This window comes from Alteromonas sp. DY56-G5, assembly GCF_041414725.1.
GTDB classification, from domain to species: domain Bacteria; phylum Pseudomonadota; class Gammaproteobacteria; order Enterobacterales; family Alteromonadaceae; genus Alteromonas; species Alteromonas macleodii.
In genome coordinates this window covers 19,619-36,569 of the sequence record NZ_JANHZQ010000004.1, presented here as the reverse complement: position 1 = coordinate 36,569, position 16,951 = coordinate 19,619, and the positions used below count along the sequence as shown (strand labels likewise).

The following is a 16,951-nucleotide window of genomic DNA, read 5'->3' as shown; positions in this document are numbered from 1 at the left end:
CATGGATAAGTTAATGGTACTTTGGGATAGTACCGCGCTCGCGCATTTTGAGGCCGGCCAGCTTATAATGATGGCAGTAGGTTTTGGCTTGCTGTACTTGGCCATTGTTAAAAAGTTTGAGCCACTGCTTTTATTGCCTATTGGTTTTGGTGCATTGCTTACTAATATCCCTATTGCTGGTTTTTCAGAAGCGGGGGGCTTACTTCACTACATTTATAAAATCGGCATTGATACAGGGGTATTTCCTCTGCTCATCTTTATGGGCGTAGGCGCAATGACGGATTTCAGTGCGCTTATTGCTAACCCCAAAATGCTGTTACTTGGCGCGGCTGCGCAGTTCGGTATTTTCGCTACCTTGTTTGGCGCTATAGCGCTGAACCTTATACCTGGCTTTGAGTTCACATTAAAGGATGCAAGCGCCATTGCTATTATAGGTGGCGCGGATGGGCCTACTGCCATTTTCCTCGCCTCACGCCTTGCACCTGATTTGCTTGGTGCGATTGCAGTCGCTGCATACTCTTATATGGCGTTGGTGCCTATTATCCAGCCGCCCATCATGAAAGCGCTGACCACAAAAGAAGAGCGCGAGATAAAAATGGGTCAACTACGGCCTGTGTCAAAGCGAGAGAAGATTATTTTCCCGCTCGCAGTGCTGTTTATGACTATCTTGTTTTTACCTGCCGCTACGCCGCTTGTCGGCATGTTCTGCTTCGGTAACTTAATGAAAGAGTGTGGCGTGGTAGACAGATTGAGTAAAACAGCCCAAAACGAGCTCATCAATACGGTCACCATTTTCCTTGGTTTAGCAGTAGGATCAAAGTTATCAGCTGAAGCATTCCTTACGGTCGAGACTTTAGGTATTTTGGGGCTTGGGGCTATCGCGTTTGGTATAGGCACTGCCGCAGGCGTACTCATGGCCAAGCTAATGAGTAAGCTGTCGGGTGGCAGTATAAATCCACTGATTGGCGCAGCTGGCGTCTCTGCTGTGCCGATGGCAGCCAGAGTGGTGAACAAAGTTGGGCTAGAAGCTAACCCTCATAACTTCTTACTTATGCATGCGATGGGGCCTAACGTGGCTGGCGTGCTAGGTAGTGCGGTTGCCGCAGGTATTCTATTGGCTCTGGTTGGCTAGAATGCACAAATGCATTGCTGTACAAGGGGCAATTTATTTGCCCCTTTTTTATTGCATGGCGTTTGTTCAAAAAAAGGCTTTCTAGGGTTTTCTTTTTGTGACGAGTCGAGCGTGCCAGTTCGGTACGTAAGTGCGCTTCTCAAAGAAAACAGTACCCAAACGATAAGCTCTTTATTCTCGAATTGTGTTTTGTGGTACCAGTGATTGGTAGGCGGTAACGAGTTTTTTAGTGCGCGTATGCTGCGGCCACCTAAAGATAGTTTCGGTCTTGCCTTCTTCTACAATTTCACCGCCTTCCATCACAATAATCCTGTCTGCAATGTGTCGTACAATACCCAAGTTGTGACTAATAAAGATAAACGCCAAGCCAAGTTCTTGCTGAAGCTTCAATATAAGATTCACCGTTTGCGAACGAATGGAAGGGTCTAACGCTGCAAAGGGTTCATCAGCCACTAACACTTTGGGCTTTAACACAATGGCTCTGGCTAGCGCTACGCGCTGCTGCTGTCCATCAGAAAGCATATGTCGATAAAAGTAATAGTGTTCGCGCAAGAGGCCTACCTTCACCAACATATCTTCTATAATTGGTTTGCGTTCTGCTTCGCTTAGGCCTGTATTCAAACGCAATGGCTCATCCAAAATTTTTCCCACAGGAACCGATGGATTCATCGACTCGGAGCTATGCTGCAAGATCATACGAATGTCATGGGTACGTTTTTGCTGGCTATCTTTAGACTGGTATTTGGCTAAATATTTGTGCGTGTTAATTTCAATTTCACCTGCATCAGCAGGCAGTGCACCTACCAAGAGCTTAGCTAGCAAGGATTTACCTGAACGGTTTTCACCAATAATTGCAATGGTTTCACCGCGCTTTACGCTTAAGTTCACTGGGCCAAGTTGAAATACTTCAGGGCGTTTTAGCCAACGTTTCCTTTCGTTATGAATAAACGTGAGATCTTTAACCTGCATGATATCCATTACAGCTTCTCCATATGTAGAGGGAAGTGACAGCTGTAATTGTGATCGTGAATTTTACGCACGGCTGGCGTTTGTACACAGGCGCGCTGAGCACGAGGGCAACGCGGACCTAATCGGCAACCAATAGGCAAATGCTGTAGTGTGGGAATAGAGCCACTAAGCGTGGGTAGCAGCGATTTCGGTGGTAAATCTTTTCTGAAGCTCGGCGCACTGTCTAGCAATGCTTTTGTGTAAGGGTGCAGAGGGCGCTTCTTAATGTGCTTCATTCTACCTGATTCTACAGTCTGCCCTGCATACAACACCGTCATAGAATGAGACATACTTGCAATTGCCAGTAGGTCGTGACTAACAAACAAGATCGAGAGCGAGCGCGTCTGATTCAAACGCGTGAAGAGCTTCAGAATTTGTGTTTTTGTTGTAGGCTCCATTCCCCGAGTTGGGTCATCGGCGATGAGCAATTTAGGCTGTGAAACCAAGGCCATCGCAATCATGAATTTTTGACCTATGTCAGCCGGTATTTGATGAGGAAAAGCGCTTAAATAATGCTTGTGGTGCTTTATTCCTACTTTGTGAACGGTGCTTATTGCGATCTTTTTGCGATGTTGTGCTCGTTGCCAGAACCAGCTCCCTTCAACAAATTCATCGGGAATGCTCTCTTCCAACTGCTCTCCAAGAGTTGCCGATGGGTCTAAACTCGCCTGTGGGTTTTGGAACACGACCGCTATTTCTCGGCGCATTACCTCACGACGCTGCTGCACAGACATGCTCAGCAGGTTTTCACCATTCCAACTCATGCGGTCAGCCGTTAAATTCCATTGGCTAGGAAGGGCTCCGCAAATGGCGGACACGATCAAGCTTTTGCCTGAGCCAGACTCTCCTACCAGTGCGCGAATTTCCCCGCTGCTAACCGACAGGTTAACCTTATCCAGCGCTTTAATTGCGCCATCGCTGCTCTGCATCTCCAAGGTGAGGTTTTTAATATCAAGCATTGGCATATTAATGACTCACTCTTTTTCTAAGTGCTGAACGCAAACCGTCACCCACAATGTTGATAGATAGCACCATGAAGAATATTGCCATGCCGGGGACGGCAACGTTCCACGGTGCTAGATAAGCAACATCTAGCCCATCAGCTAGAATAACACCAAGTTCAGGAAGCGGTGACTGTGCGCCTAAATTCAGAAAGCCAAGTGCAGATATGTCGATAACTGCAATAGAAAGTGCAAGCGTGCCCTGTACAACCAGCATTTCGGTCATGTTGGGTAATATAGAATGAGCAAAAAGTTGCCATCTACTGGCACCGTCCAATTTAGACGCCACTATATATTCTTTTTTCATTTCGGCGCGCACAAAACTTCTTGTGTGGTGAACAAACTGTGGAATAAGCGCAAGGGTAATTGCCCACATGCTGTTAACCAAACCGGTACCCAATATTGCAACGATAATAATCGCAATAAGTAGCGTGGGAATGGCCATAAGTGCATCGAGTAAGTGGTTGACGATACTTGAGCGAACACCTCGCAGCATGCCAGCAAAGGTCCCAAGGCTAACGCCAACTAACATGGCAAGCACAACAGTAATGAATGCGGAGCCTAGTGTGATGCGACACCCATAAATTATGCGGGTAAATAGGTCTCGACCCAACGCATCAGTACCGAAAAGGTGCGATATAGAGCCATTAGCTAACCAGCTAGGCGGTATTAACAGTCCGTCGATATTTTGTTCCACGGCATCATAGGGAGTGATGATTGGTGCGAACAGCGCACACACAACAAACAATGCCAGCATAATCAGGCCCAGCATGGCGATGTGGCTCGCTTTAAATGATGCCCAAGTCCGTTGCCACGGCGACGGATGGAATTCTTCGTCGTATAAACTAAACTGTGGCACGTTCGTATTTCTCTCTGCTTGGGTCAATCATTCGGTTAAACAAATCAACCAGAATCGTGAGTGTAATTACCACCGTGGATACTGCCATCATACCAATTCTAAGGGCAGGGTAATCTCGTTGATAAATAGCTTGAATCAGCCAATTACCGATCCCCGGCCAAGAAAACAAGGTTTCGACAATCATCGCGTTCGTTATTAATGTTGTAATTTGTATCGCCATTAGCGGTAAAATGGGCAGTAACGCGTTACGCAGAATATGACGAAAGAATATCTGCCAACTTGAAAGGCCTCTAGATATTGCTGCAGCGATATAGGGACGGTGTTTCACGTCTATAACAGAACGTCTTGTTATACGTATCATCGAAGCGGTGGCGATAGCACCAATGGCAAACGTAGGTAATGCTAAGTGCGATAACGCATCTTTGAAGGCTAAGGTCTTGTTTTCTACGTCGGACAATAAAATATCAATGAGAATAAAGCCTGACACGGGTTCGATGTTATAAAGCAAACTGATACGACCCGACAGCGGTGCAGCGTCTAGCTGCAAACTGAAAACCAATATAAGCAGGAGCGCAAACCAAAAAACAGGAAAAGAATAGGTCGTTATACTCGCACTATTTATTAGGTGATCAGACGTTGAATAGCTGCGAATCCCCGCATAATAACCAAGTGGTATTCCAATGAATAACGCCATCAACATGGCATAGGTTGCCAGTTCTATTGTGGCTGGCATCGCAATACCTACCTCTTCTCTTAACGGCAGACCTGACGTAAAGCTGTATCCCCAGTCACCAGTGAGCAAATTGCCTACATAATAGAAAAACTGGAAAATATAGGGCTGATCTAGTTTAAATTGCCGCTCCAATGCCGCGCGTTGAATTTCATTTTGCGGCACGAGTCCTGTTAGGTTTTCAAGTGTATCGCCTGGAAAAAGGTAGGCGAGTGAAAACGACATAATCGTTAACACCAAAAGCGTTAATATAAATAAAGTGCAGTATCTTACGAGGATCTGGATCACAGTGCTTTTTTTACTCCACCAAAGCGTACACCGCCAAAGGGATTAATGGTCATTCCTTCTAGTTCATTTCTGTATGCCTGATAGCGGTAGGCATGTGCGATGGGAACAAGAGGAAGGCGTTCGTATAATAATCGGTTAACTTGCCGGTATATGGCTGTGCGCTCTTCAATATCATCTGTCTGAAGAGCGTCGTTGAGTAACTTATCATAGTCTTCACTGCACCACATGGCGCGATTTGTACCTGAGGGTATAGCGCCACAGCTCAATAGCGGACGATAGAAGTTATCTGGGTCTCCATTGTCGGCAGACCAACCAATTAATACCGAGTCGTGCAGGCCTTCCTGAAGATGGCGTCTGAAGGTAGTCCAATCGTAACTGACAATGGTTGCTTCTACGCCTACATCACGCAAATAACGCTGAATGAGCTCGGCCATCTTTGTTGCGTTAGGATTGTAAGAACGTTCAACAGGCATAGCCCATATCGTCATAGAAAAGCCGGCCTTAACACCGGCGTCAGCTAATAATTTGCGCGCAAGAACTGGATTGTAGGCGGTGTCATCTGCGTCATTTTGAAACGCCCAGCTTGCCGCAGGCAGCAGGGTCTTAGCTCTAGTAGCACTGTCAAAATACACCGCTTCTAGCAATGTGTTCTTATCGATTGCGGCCGCTAGCGCACGTCTTACATCTGGGTTATCAAAAGGAGGGCGTTGAGTGTTAAACGCCCAAAATCCAATGTTTAGTCCTGGTTTTTCCGCTAGCGTCAGATCTTCTTTTGCCCGAATCACTTCAAGTTCAGTCTGTGCAGGAAAAGCGGTAGCGTCACATTCACCGGTCATTAATTTAGCCAGCCTCAGTGAGCTTCTTGGCGTAATGTCGAATATAAGTTGCTCTACAACAGGGCGCGTTTCGTTACCGTTTTGTGCTGTACCATCTTGAACAGTATCTTCGCCACCTTGGCCATTTTCAACTTCTTGGTTGGCACTCTCTACAGTATTGTTATAGCTTAGGGCTTCATCACTTGTAGGCGCATCTTCCATTTGGTCACGCCAATAGTTGTCGTGGCGCAGGAACTTAATGAAATGGTCTTTGCGATAGCTATCGAATTTAAAGGGGCCAGTACCTACTGGAAGCTCATCGATTTTGCCCGGCGTGCCGGTCTGTGCCAGCTGGTTAGCATATTCTTCTGATAAGATAACGGCGAAATCGGTTGCTAGATTTGCCAAAAATGAGCTATCCCTGCGCTTAAGTGTAATTTCAACGCGGTAGCCGTTTACGCGCTCTACCGACGCGATATTTTGTGCAAGGCCTATGCTTTCGAAGTAGGGATAGCGCCCACCAGATACGTAGTGGTATGGATGGGAGCGTAGGCGCCATCTGTCTATACTGAAGATAACATCGTCGGCGTTAAAGTTTCGTGTTGGCGTGAAGTAGCGCGTATTGTGAAACCATACATCCTTTCTCAGTTGAAAAGCGTAGGTAAGACCGTCATCACTCACTAACCAGCTACTCGCCAAACTAGGCACGATGCGGCCAGACTCAGGGTCGAAATCAAGCAATCTGTCGTAGAGTTGGTGTGAAGATGCATCTGACGTTGTACTTGATGTATCTAGCTGCGGATTGAAGGTAACTGGATTGCTTTCAGAGCAGTATATAATACCCGTATTGTAAAACGCTTGTTTGTTCTGCTTAGCACAGGATGCAACAAGAAGCGCTGTACATATACATAATGACAAACGCTTTACCAAACCATGGGACATGCTTTACGCCTCGACGCTTTCCGCGGAAGAATCTAATAAGTTATATTTTTTGAGATAGCCTCGCAGCTGATGATACGTCAGGCTCAATTTTTCAGCAGTCTTCTTCTGATTAAACTGACTGTCAGCAAGTGCCTGTTTTATCATATCTATCTCATGTTGTTGAGAACGTTCTTTCAAATCTATGGGATATTCAACAATTTCTGGCTTTTTCACTGGTGCCAGTGGCGTAATGTCTGCACTTTCAATGCGTTCATTGGTGGCAGCGGGCTCTGAAGGGGACTGAGTAATGGGTGAGTCGGGCGTATTCACTCTGTCATTGGTCTTCACTCTACCTTTCGGGCGATAAGCTGACTCAAAGGGGTCAAGAACGATTTCATGTACGGGCAAATGAGGATTATTTGTTCGATAAACTGCACGTTCGACCACGTTCTTTAGTTCACGTATATTGCCTGGCCAATCGTAGTCAAGAAGGGTCCGCTTCGCCTTCTCTGTAAAGCCGCTGAATAATTCCATTTCCATTTCACGGGCCATATTAATAGCAAAGTTTTCTGCCAACATCATGATATCTTCCCTACGCTCGCGTAGCGGAGGAATGGTAATTACGTCAAAGGCAAGTCGGTCGAGTAAGTCTGCACGAAATTCACCTGCATCGGCAAGCGCGGGTAAGTCTTCGTTTGTAGCTGCAATAAGGCGTACGTCAGTTTTTACTGACTTGCTTCCGCCAACGCGCTCAAATTCGCCATATTCGACAACGCGCAGTAGCTTCTCCTGAATAAGGCCAGAAGTATTAGCCAGTTCATCAAGAAATAAGGTGCCGTTGTGGGCCACTTCAAAGCGACCTTCACGACGTTTTGAGGCACCGGTGAACGCACCTGCTTCATAACCGAATAATTCACTCTCCAATAGGCTTTCACTTAAGGCAGCACAATTAAGCTTAATATAGTTCTGATCCCAGCGCTTAGATAAGAAGTGAAGTCGCGCGGCAATAAGCTCTTTACCTGTGCCTCGCTCACCTATTACCAGCACTGGTTTATCTAGCGGTGCAATTTGTGAAATTTGCTCTAAAACTTCTAGAAAACTATTCGCTTGGCCAAGTAAATTGTCTTGCTGTCGATACCTACTCATTAAATCCCTCAAAAGTTAGTCATTTCGACCAATTAATAGTGTAGAACAAAACATATTGAGAAACGAGTATTATTTGAACTTATAAAAAGTGTATAAAAAATAGCAGGTTAGCACAGTTATAAAGTTGGCAAGCATATTGAATACAACTAATACCAAGAGTAACCTATTTATCAAGTGTGGTGTTTTTTAAACACTTACCATTTTTAGCAAGAGGTAATTATTATGGGTATCTTCTCGCGTTTTACAGATATTGTGAATTCGAATATTAATGCGCTTTTAGATAAAGCGGAAGATCCTGAGAAAATGGTTAGATTAATCATTCAGGAAATGGAAGACACATTGGTTGAGGTGCGCTCAGCATCAGCAAAGACCTTAGCCAACAAAAAAGAAATTGTTAGTCAAATTGCAAAGTATGAAAGCGATGCAAGTGACTGGGAAGCTAAAGCTGAGCTTGCTTTGAGCAAAGACAGAGAAGACTTGGCGCGTGCTGCGCTGCAGGAAAAGAAGAAGTCTGCAGAAGCTGCTGAAGCGTTAAGTAAAGAGCTGGCTATTGTTGATGAGCAAATCAGCAAACTTCAGGATGAAATTGGTCAGCTTCAAGAAAAGCTAGCTGATGCGAAGAGTCGCCAAAAAGCGATTATTATGCGCCAGAAAACTGCAAGCTCTCGTCTTGAAGTGAAAAAGACGCTGGATAGCACTAAAGTAGATAATGCGATGGGACGCTTTGAGCAATATGAGCGTAAAATCGATGACCTTGAGTCGCAGGTTGAAGCTTACGATCTAGGTAAGAAAACGTTACAGGATGAGTTTGCTGAACTAGAGGCCCGTGACAAAGTTGAAGACGAACTTGCTGCGCTTAAAGCGAAAGTAAAAGGTGCAAACACAAGCACCGAAAAATCAGAATAATAAGAGTAGGGTGTACCCTCCGGATGTGAAATCGGAAGGAGGGTAATTACATCAGAGTTTGTAGGAGAGATTGAGATGGATGAAGGTACGATTGCAATGTTGGTGATGCCCCTTGTGGTGTTTTCAATATTCGTTGCTCCAATTTGGCTAATATTACACTATCGAAGCAAGAAGCAAGTGAATCAGGGATTGAGTGCAGAAGAGCACGCATCTTTGCAAGACTTAGCCGAGAAAGCCGAGAAAATGAGCGAACGCATTGAAACTCTAGAGGCCATTTTAGACAGCGAGGCACCTGAGTGGAGGAATAGAGCATGAGAAACGGTAAGCAGCTCTATCGCAACCCAGAAAATGCAAGAATTGCAGGCGTGTGCTCGGGTGTAGCTGAATATTTTGGCTTAGAAACCTGGTTAGTAAGGATTTTAGTTGTAACAGGTTTCTTCTTGTTAGCCGGACCTTTCATCTTTGTTGCATATATTGCAGCTTGGTTCATTCTCGATAAAAAACCTGTTGGGTTAAAAAATGCGCCAACGCAACCTGTTTTCTCAAAAGGTAAAGGATGGATAAATCCCAACGGTGGTCAGGTAAAAAGCCCAAAAGTGGAAGTGAAAACGAAAGTTTGGCAGGCGGGCGAGCCACCAAAACAAGCGTTTCACGATATTCGCAATCGTTTTGAAAAAGCAGAAGTTCGACTTCGTAAAATGGAAACTTATGTAACGTCTCGCGAATATCAACTCAATAAAGAAATTAGCCGTCTTTAATTGGCGATGGCGCACCAAGCAAACTTGAATGAAGCCGCTCGTAATGAGCGGCTTTTTGTTATACAAAACAATGCGTTTACTTGGTTTTGTAAAATTCCTGTTACAGCAAAATCGAGTCGCTCGTAAGGGCTTACACTTTTCGACGTCGCGAATTTCATTAGACTGATAGACAAGTTTTTCAACTCTTATTGGTTACAGAAGTTATGCCAAAATCAACGCAATACCAGTCGAGACAATCTGACGAGAATGGCATTATCCATTGGTCAGACGAAGAGAACCAAATTTGGTCTGAACTCTATGCGAGACAAATTCCGCTGGTGAAAGAAAGAGCGTGCCAAGAATACTTAGACGGGCTTGATTTGTTGAAGTTAAATGAAAAGGAAATCCCTCAGCTACTCGACATCAACAAAGTACTGATGGAGAAAACGGGTTGGCAAACAGCTGAAGTGCCTGCGTTAATTAATTTTGGCGAATTTTTCAGATTACTGGCGAATAAGCAATTTCCTGTTGCCACCTTTATTCGCACCAGAGAAGAATTCGATTATTTGCAGGAGCCGGATATTTTCCATGAAGTTTTCGGGCATTGTCCGCTACTAACGAATCCTGCATTTGCTCATTTTACTCACACTTACGGAAAGTTGGGCCTTGCTGCCAGCAAAGAAGACCGAGTTTATCTTGCTCGTCTTTATTGGTTCACCGTAGAGTTTGGATTGGTGAGAGCCAAAGATGAATTGAAGATATACGGTGGAGGCATCTTATCTTCTCCTGGCGAGACAATATATGCGTTAGACAGCGACACACCTCTGCGTAACCCGCTCACTGCTATTGATGCATTAAGAACACCTTATCGTATCGATATTATGCAGCCTCTTTATTATATCTTACCGGAATTCGACCACCTGTTTGAATTAGCGGAAATGGATATTATGGCACTCGTAGAAGAAGCGAAGTCTTTAGGGCTATTTTCCCCACTTTTCCCACCTAAAGAGAAAAAAGCCAGTTAACACTATTGTTAATTAAATGTGTTTTATATAGGATGCCGCTCACTGAAGCGGCATCTTTTTTATTTGGTATGCGCGGCCTTTTAATCATGCTCTCTACGCGTTCTTAAATGTGTGATTCATCGCAAATTTAACCATCTGTAACATTTATCTTGTTATCTTTTTGTAAAAGTATGATATTCTGTACATATATGTTTACAAAATAGCTATAACACCCTATGCGTCTAGAAATAAGCTGTCAGGATCGTCTTGGTATCACTCAAGATGTTTTAGATATTCTCGTTACTAAAGAAATAGATTTACGCGGTATTGAAATTGACCCTGCGGGGAAAATTTTCCTTAATTTTCCCAATATCGAATTTGCAGATTTTCAACACCTCATGCCTCAAATTCGCCGCATCGATGGTATCGACGATGTGAAGACGACGCTTTTCATGCCAGGAGAGCGTGAAAAAAATCAGCTTTCCGCTATTTTAAGAACGTTGCCCGACCCTGTGTTTTCTATCGACGCCAAAGGCAATATCTTGCTATGCAATGAAGCGGTATGCGCGGGGCTAGAAATTCCGAGTAGCGAAATAGAAGGCATTGAAATTGGCGAAGTTGTGAAAGGCTTTAACTTTACTAAATGGATGGACGGTAAATCGCCTGGCCCTCAGTCTTCAAAAGTGAAGTTTATTCAACAGGATTACCTAGCCGATATGCTGCCTATTACCGTACCTGACGGCGAGCAGAATATGATCATGGCAGGTGCTGTGGTGATATTAAAATCAGAGATGCGACTAGGGCAACAATTTACCGCGTTCCACCAGTCTCCCACTGATAGCTTTGACCGCTTTGTCACTCAATCTCCGTTTATGAAGCGAGTTGTTCATGAAGCCAAGCGAATAGCTGATTTGGATGCACCCATTTTAATTTTTGGTGAAACAGGCACAGGCAAGGAAATGATTGCCAGAGCCTGTCACCAGTCTAGCCGTCGCAGTGAAGGAGCATTTTTAGCTTTAAACTGCGCGTCCTTACCAGACAGCGTGGCAGAAACTGAATTATTCGGTTACGCAGCGGGGGCATTCAATCAGCCTAATGCAAAAGTGGGGCTATTAGAGCAAGCAAAAGGCGGTACGCTTCTTCTCGATGAAATTGCTGATATGTCTTCTCAGCTTCAAGCTAAACTGCTCCGCGTTCTAGAAGACGGCGAATTTAGAAGAGTAGGGGATTCTGAGCCAGTTAAGGTAGACGTGCGATTTATATGCACCACCTGTCGTGACTTAGGCCAGCTTGTAGAAGAAGGACGATTTAGAAAAGAACTGTACTACCGCTTAAACGTACTAAGTTTAGTTATGCCTTCTTTAAAAGACAGAAGGCAGGATATCGTTCCTCTTGCCGAGTCTTTCATCGTTCAACACAGTACCAAGTTAGGTCGTCGTCCTGCGAAACTCAGTAAATCCTGTGTTGATTTTCTGCAGCAGTACCCGTGGCCGGGTAATGTGAGACAGCTACAAAATGCGTTGTATCGCGCGTTATCACTCCTTGACGGTAAGGAGATTACCAAGGAAGACATTCAGCTTCCAAGTTGTGCGCCAAGCGTCACTTATATTGACGAAAACTTTGACGGCACATTAGACGAAGAAGTGAAGAAGTTTGAAAAGGACTTGCTCAAGCGGTTATATCCTTCTTACCCAAGTACACGTCAATTGGCTAAAAAACTGGGATTAAGTCATACGGCAATTGCAAATAAGTTACGTGAGTACGGCATTAACAAAGCAACGGTTAAGCTTTAATTAGATGGGAGCATTGACCTTTGCCATAGGGTGAAGGTCAATGTGACCAAGTATATTTGACGTCGCTTAGTAAAGTAAAAAAATGGCAAATGGTCTACGCCAATTTTTTTATCGTTAATGCGTTTTAGTGCCTCATAGCAATATCAATTCATCTGTTACGATAAATTTACATCGCCCACGGAGCAAGCGGGCAGCGCTATACCTGCTCAACAGAGGCTTACTAGCGTACATCCTTTCTTACAGCCAAATAAAACTTCGTCAACAGATCACTTCTCAACGCACACCAACTAGTGGCATAACTATCATCATGGAATTGTGTGTGATGCTGCCGCGTAAAAAAATATAGGTCTTTTATTCAGAACGTACTGATAAAAGACAAGAGCGCCAAGCTGATGAATAATTTTTCGAGGAAAGAACAATGAAACTAGCAACCTATAAGAATGAAACCCGAGATGGCTGCCTAATGGTAGTGTCGAAGGATCTTTCTCGAGCATGCAGTGCACAGGACATTGCGAAAACGATGCAAGACGCATTGGATAATTGGAAAGAGATTGCCCCTCAGCTACAGATGAAATACCAAGCGCTAAATGACAATGCGTGTGACAGCGTGCCGTTTGACGCATCTCGCTGTGAGTCGCCTCTGCCTAGAGCTTACCAATGGGCTGATGGAAGTGCTTACGTGAACCATGTGGAATTGGTGCGAAAGGCGCGTAATGCAGAAATGCCGGAAAGCTTTTGGACTGACCCATTGATGTATCAAGGTGGTTCCGATGACTTTATTGGACCCGAGGATGACATCATACTTCCAAGTGATGATTGGGGAATCGATTTCGAAGGTGAAGTCGCTGTTGTTACCGATGATGTTCCTATGGCGTGTACGCCTGAACAAGCTTCAGAGCGCATTCGACTTATTATGTTAGTTAACGACGTGTCACTTAGAGGGTTAATCCCAGGCGAACTGGCGAAGGGGTTTGGCTTCTTCCAATCAAAACCTGCGTCTAGCTTTTCTCCGGTTGCTGTAACACCAGATGAATTAGGTGATGCGTGGAAAGATAGCAAAGTGCACTTGCCTTTGCGTTCAACCTACAATGGTGAACTATTCGGTAAGCCTGAAGCGGGTCAGGACATGACGTTTGATTTTGGTCAGCTAGTCGCGCATGCCGCCAAGAGCAGAAACCTAGGTGCAGGTGCTATCATCGGCTCGGGTACAGTGTCTAATAAACAGGGTACAGATCATGGCTCTGCCATCGCTGAAGGCGGTGTGGGTTATTCATGTATTGCAGAAGTGCGCATGATTGAGACTATTCGAGACGGCAAACCTTCTACTCCTTTCATGCAATTTGGCGATCGTATTCGCATAGAAATGCTAGATAAAGAAGGCCACTCTGTTTTTGGTGCCATTGAACAGCAAGTTAAACCGCTTAGCTAAAATTTTAAAATGAAAAGTAGTGTGGGGTAATAACGTGGTTTACTCAGTAGGCACGTTGTTGTTTTCCCCACTATCATTATAAGAGGGAGTAGAGCGTTTAGAATCATCAAAGCCCTGCACTCCTACCAAAAACGTTTAATAGGTGTGGTAGTACCATGAGTATAAAACTTTACGGCTATTGGCGTTCGACCGCCTCTTACCGCGTGCGGATTGCGCTGAATTTGAAAGGGGTTGAGTACGAGTATGTACCTGTACATCTTGTAAACAACGGTGGCGAGCAGCATAGTAGCGAATATACGCGTCTCAATCCTGCGCACCTTGTCCCTACTTTGGTCGACGAAGACGAAGATATTATTCTGAATCAATCGCTATCAATCATCGAATATCTTGATGAGCGGTATGAAGGCGAACACCAGCTGGTGCCTGAACATCGAACAGAGAGAGCCAGAGTCAGAGCGCTAGCACAAGATATCGCGTGTGATATTCAGCCTTTGGGTAATCTACGTGTACTGAATGCGCTAAAAGGGAATTTTGAGGCGTCACAAGATGATGTGGCGAAGTGGGCATCCCACTGGATAACGCTGGGGTTCGACGGCATTGAAAAGCGTCTTCAGACCCAAGCTGGAAAGTTCTGCTTTGATTTCGATGTTACGCTGGCTGACATTTGCTTAGTACCCCAAGTGTATAATGCGCAACGTTTTAACGTCGATATGAGTCGCTACCCTTTAATTAGTAAGATAGCGAAGAACTGTAACGAGTTAGATGCTTTTGAGCGGGCTAAGCCCGAAAATCAAATAGACGCCACTTAGACTGACGGGGTAGAGTAGAAATGTACTCTGACCCCATTTTTTGAGTTATTGGCGTTTAATCGGTAGCTCGGTGGTGTTTTTCACCTGCTTTAAGGCGAAGGTTGAGCTTAAATGATCGACAAGAGGCAGGTGAGTTAATTTCGTTTTAAGTAAGAATTCGTACTCTTCAATACTTTCCACTATCACTTTTAGTAAATAGTCTTTTTCACCGCTGGTGGTATGACATTCCACGATTTCATCGATGTTTTGTACGGCATTTTCGAAATCGGTTAGCGAGTCACCGTCATGGTTTTTCAACGTGACATAGATAAAGACCGACACACCTAAATTCAGTTTTTTGCTGTTTAGTAATGTGACTTTACCAAGAATGATGCCGTCGGCTTCCATTCGTTTGACACGTCTCCAGCACGGAGTATGCGACAATCCTACACGCTGGCTTAAATCTGCCATCGACACCGTGGCGTCTTGCTGAAGTACGCGCAAAATCTCACGGTCAAATTTATCCAATTTCATTAACACTGTTTCCGTCGTTTTTATGATGTTTATTATATATCAAAAAAAATTCTAGGATAGCTGTCCTAGAAAAATTGTAATCAATTCTATTGCGTTTCAGTTTGTAAATTTCATTAACAAACTTTGCAAGGCCTGTCCTCAAAACAATCGGATACACTTGGCAAAATGTTGCTGATCTTTGCGAGGCCGATAAGTGTACCGCAAATCATCTTCAGACTCTCACATCATCCCAAATGAGCGGCGTTTCGTTTTCGTGACAGCTAGACCTTGGGTAGGCTTTAATTCATCACAGTATTAATAGGGAAAATATGTCAGTTTTTGATCACCCGGAGTTCAATAATCACGAACACGTTGCGTTTTATCATGACGAGAAGGCGGGCTTGAGCGCCATTATTGCTGTACACAATACCAATCTGGGGCCAGCACTTGGCGGTTGTCGCATGTGGCCCTACGTAAATAGTGGTGAGGCATTGACCGATGTGTTGAGACTGTCAAAGGGGATGACGTATAAAGCAGCCATGGCTAACTTGGAGCTTGGCGGCGGTAAATCAGTGATCATCGGCGACCCTCGTAAGGCTAAATCGCCAGAAATGATGAAGGCAATGGGCAAGTTTGTTGAATCATTGGGCGGCAAGTATTTCACTGCTGAAGACTCTGGTATTTCAGTAACGGACTTGCAAACCATGGCAACCGAGTCGGATTACATCGCTGGTGTTAATGCTAAATACCACTATGCGGGCGAAGTACCTGACGGAAACCCGGCTCCGTCTACAGCATACGGTGTGTTTGTGGGATTGAAGGCGACGGTAGAGTACGGCTTGAAGCGCAGCCTTGATGGCGTCAGTGTTGCTATACAAGGTATGGGGCACGTTGGCTACCGTCTTGCAAAGCATTTGCATGAGCACGGTGCCAAGCTTTATGTTGCGGATATCTATCCTGAAGGTGTTGAAAAAGCAGTATCTGAATTTGGTGCGACAGCTGTAGCGCCGGAAGAAATACTGAGCTTAGATGTGGATGTGTTAGCGCCATGTGCGTTGGGTGCAGCCATTAACGATCTGTCATTGCCTGAAATCAAAGCCAAAGTAATTGCAGGCGCTGCAAATAACCAGCTTGCACGTGAAGATATTGGTGAATTGCTTCAACAGCGCGGCATTCTGTATGCGCCAGATTACGTGATCAATGCGGGTGGCGTTATCGACATCTTCCATCAGCGTATGGAATCGAGTTCTAATGAAGCGCTTCGCGCACATATTGAGCAAATCGGCGAAACGCTAAAAGAAATTTATACCCGTGCAGAGCAAGAAGGGGCGGCGACAAACCGTGTTGCCAACCTTATTGCCGAAGAGAGATTTTCTTTAAAGGGTTGAAAACTCTCAACCAAATAGTCATAATGCGCCCTGCACTCAGGCAGGGGCGAATGACTTTGCTTTGAATGCGATTTTCTATGGTGGGCTTTTGGTCCTCCCGCAATGATACTCTGTGAACCCGGTCAGGCCTGGAAGGGAGCAGCCGCAGCAGACGACTCATGTGCCGGGATGTGGCTGGAGGCCCGCCACCCAAATTCCTTATTCGTCTTCTTTTTTAGTCTTTTCTATTTCATCTAAGTACTTGAGCGCTTTGCTGATAGCATGCTCAACATTCATTTCCATTTGATTTCGTTCGCTCTGAGGCAGGTAAAACGCCATGTCTACTTCGTAGCGGATATAACGTGGTGGAACCTGATTTAAGGCAAGACAGCACAAGTCTGCTAAGTAATCAGGACTTTTCGTGGTATCGAGCCCCAGCTTACTGATTCTTTCTAAAACCAGGTGTTCATAATAGTTATGGATGTCGTCATCTAGTTTCATGTTCATTCCCCTT

The 16,951-nt window shown here is 44.8% G+C and carries 17 protein-coding genes and 1 other RNA gene; 10 read left to right on the top strand and 8 right to left on the bottom strand.

All coding sequences use genetic code 11. The annotated features are described in order from the left end of the window. Position 1: 1 nt before the first annotated feature. Positions 2–1,132 (top strand): sodium ion-translocating decarboxylase subunit beta, encoded by a 1,131-nt coding sequence (locus tag NO989_RS02785; RefSeq protein WP_014948675.1) that lies wholly within the window; start codon positions 2–4, stop codon positions 1,130–1,132. 171 nt (positions 1,133–1,303) lie between these two features. Here NO989_RS02785 and NO989_RS02780 read toward each other — a convergent pair whose 3' ends face one another. From NO989_RS02780 to pspF, 6 genes are read right to left on the bottom strand one after another with little or no spacing between them, the layout of a single operon-like run. Further along, positions 1,304–2,110: an ATP-binding cassette domain-containing protein gene (locus NO989_RS02780; RefSeq protein ID WP_014948676.1), complete on the bottom strand. Its 807-nt coding sequence runs from the start codon at positions 2,108–2,110 to the stop codon at positions 1,304–1,306. Then, positions 2,110–3,105, bottom strand: a complete 996-nt coding sequence (locus NO989_RS02775; protein ID WP_371342013.1) for an oligopeptide/dipeptide ABC transporter ATP-binding protein — start codon at positions 3,103–3,105, stop codon at positions 2,110–2,112. Before NO989_RS02775 ends, NO989_RS02780 begins: the two co-directional genes overlap by 1 nt. 1 nt (position 3,106) lies before the next feature. Continuing rightward, positions 3,107–4,000, bottom strand: a complete 894-nt coding sequence (locus NO989_RS02770) for an ABC transporter permease subunit (protein WP_044583731.1) — start codon at positions 3,998–4,000, stop codon at positions 3,107–3,109. Further along, positions 3,987–4,955: an ABC transporter permease gene (locus NO989_RS02765; RefSeq protein WP_080752378.1), complete on the bottom strand. Its 969-nt coding sequence runs from the start codon at positions 4,953–4,955 to the stop codon at positions 3,987–3,989. Before NO989_RS02765 ends, NO989_RS02770 begins: the two co-directional genes overlap by 14 nt. 59 nt (positions 4,956–5,014) lie before the next feature. Continuing rightward, positions 5,015–6,775 (bottom strand): ABC transporter substrate-binding protein, encoded by a 1,761-nt coding sequence (locus NO989_RS02760; protein WP_371342012.1) that lies wholly within the window; start codon positions 6,773–6,775, stop codon positions 5,015–5,017. Between the two features lie 3 nt (positions 6,776–6,778). Next, complete coding sequence (gene pspF, locus NO989_RS02755) at positions 6,779–7,900, bottom strand: phage shock protein operon transcriptional activator (RefSeq protein ID WP_371342011.1); 1,122 nt, start codon at positions 7,898–7,900, stop codon at positions 6,779–6,781. Between the two features lie 222 nt (positions 7,901–8,122). Between pspF and pspA the strand changes: the two genes are divergently transcribed. From pspA to maiA, 7 genes are all read left to right on the top strand, one after another. Beyond that, positions 8,123–8,806 carry a phage shock protein PspA gene (gene pspA / locus NO989_RS02750; protein ID WP_371342010.1) on the top strand — a complete coding sequence of 228 codons (684 nt, stop codon included), beginning with the start codon at positions 8,123–8,125 and terminating at the stop codon, positions 8,804–8,806. Positions 8,807–8,881: 75 nt separating this feature from the next. After that, positions 8,882–9,121, top strand: a complete 240-nt coding sequence (pspB, locus tag NO989_RS02745) for an envelope stress response membrane protein PspB (protein WP_014948683.1) — start codon at positions 8,882–8,884, stop codon at positions 9,119–9,121. Further along, on the top strand, positions 9,118–9,564 hold the full coding sequence (pspC, locus tag NO989_RS02740) for an envelope stress response membrane protein PspC (RefSeq protein WP_371342009.1): 447 nt from the start codon (positions 9,118–9,120) through the stop codon (positions 9,562–9,564). The genes pspB and pspC overlap by 4 nt, the downstream gene beginning before the upstream one ends. Before the next feature lie 203 nt (positions 9,565–9,767). Continuing rightward, on the top strand, positions 9,768–10,568 hold the full coding sequence (phhA, locus tag NO989_RS02735) for a phenylalanine 4-monooxygenase (RefSeq protein WP_283645050.1): 801 nt from the start codon (positions 9,768–9,770) through the stop codon (positions 10,566–10,568). A gap of 215 nt (positions 10,569–10,783) precedes the next feature. After that, entirely contained in the window at positions 10,784–12,340 is a 1,557-nt protein-coding gene (gene tyrR / locus NO989_RS02730) for a transcriptional regulator TyrR (protein WP_014948686.1), read from the top strand. Positions 12,341–12,758: 418 nt separating this feature from the next. Beyond that, a complete protein-coding gene (locus tag NO989_RS02725; RefSeq protein WP_014948687.1) occupies positions 12,759–13,769 on the top strand; it encodes a fumarylacetoacetate hydrolase family protein in 1,011 nt (336 codons plus the stop codon). 155 nt (positions 13,770–13,924) lie between these two features. Then, a complete protein-coding gene (maiA, locus tag NO989_RS02720; RefSeq protein WP_014975930.1) occupies positions 13,925–14,578 on the top strand; it encodes a maleylacetoacetate isomerase in 654 nt (217 codons plus the stop codon). Positions 14,579–14,623: 45 nt separating this feature from the next. Here maiA and NO989_RS02715 read toward each other — a convergent pair whose 3' ends face one another. Next, complete coding sequence (locus NO989_RS02715) at positions 14,624–15,091, bottom strand: Lrp/AsnC family transcriptional regulator (RefSeq protein ID WP_014948689.1); 468 nt, start codon at positions 15,089–15,091, stop codon at positions 14,624–14,626. A gap of 308 nt (positions 15,092–15,399) precedes the next feature. Between NO989_RS02715 and NO989_RS02710 the strand changes: the two genes are divergently transcribed. Continuing rightward, the gene (locus NO989_RS02710) at positions 15,400–16,458 is read left to right on the top strand and encodes a Glu/Leu/Phe/Val dehydrogenase dimerization domain-containing protein (protein ID WP_014948690.1); all 1,059 of its coding nucleotides are present in this window, start codon (positions 15,400–15,402) and stop codon (positions 16,456–16,458) included. A gap of 86 nt (positions 16,459–16,544) precedes the next feature. Then, positions 16,545–16,641, top strand: an RNA gene (gene ffs, locus NO989_RS02705) — signal recognition particle sRNA small type. Positions 16,642–16,656: 15 nt separating this feature from the next. Here the strand turns inward: ffs and NO989_RS02700 are convergent. Next, entirely contained in the window at positions 16,657–16,938 is a 282-nt protein-coding gene (locus NO989_RS02700) for a late competence development ComFB family protein (RefSeq protein WP_014948691.1), read from the bottom strand. Positions 16,939–16,951: the final 13 nt, after the last annotated feature.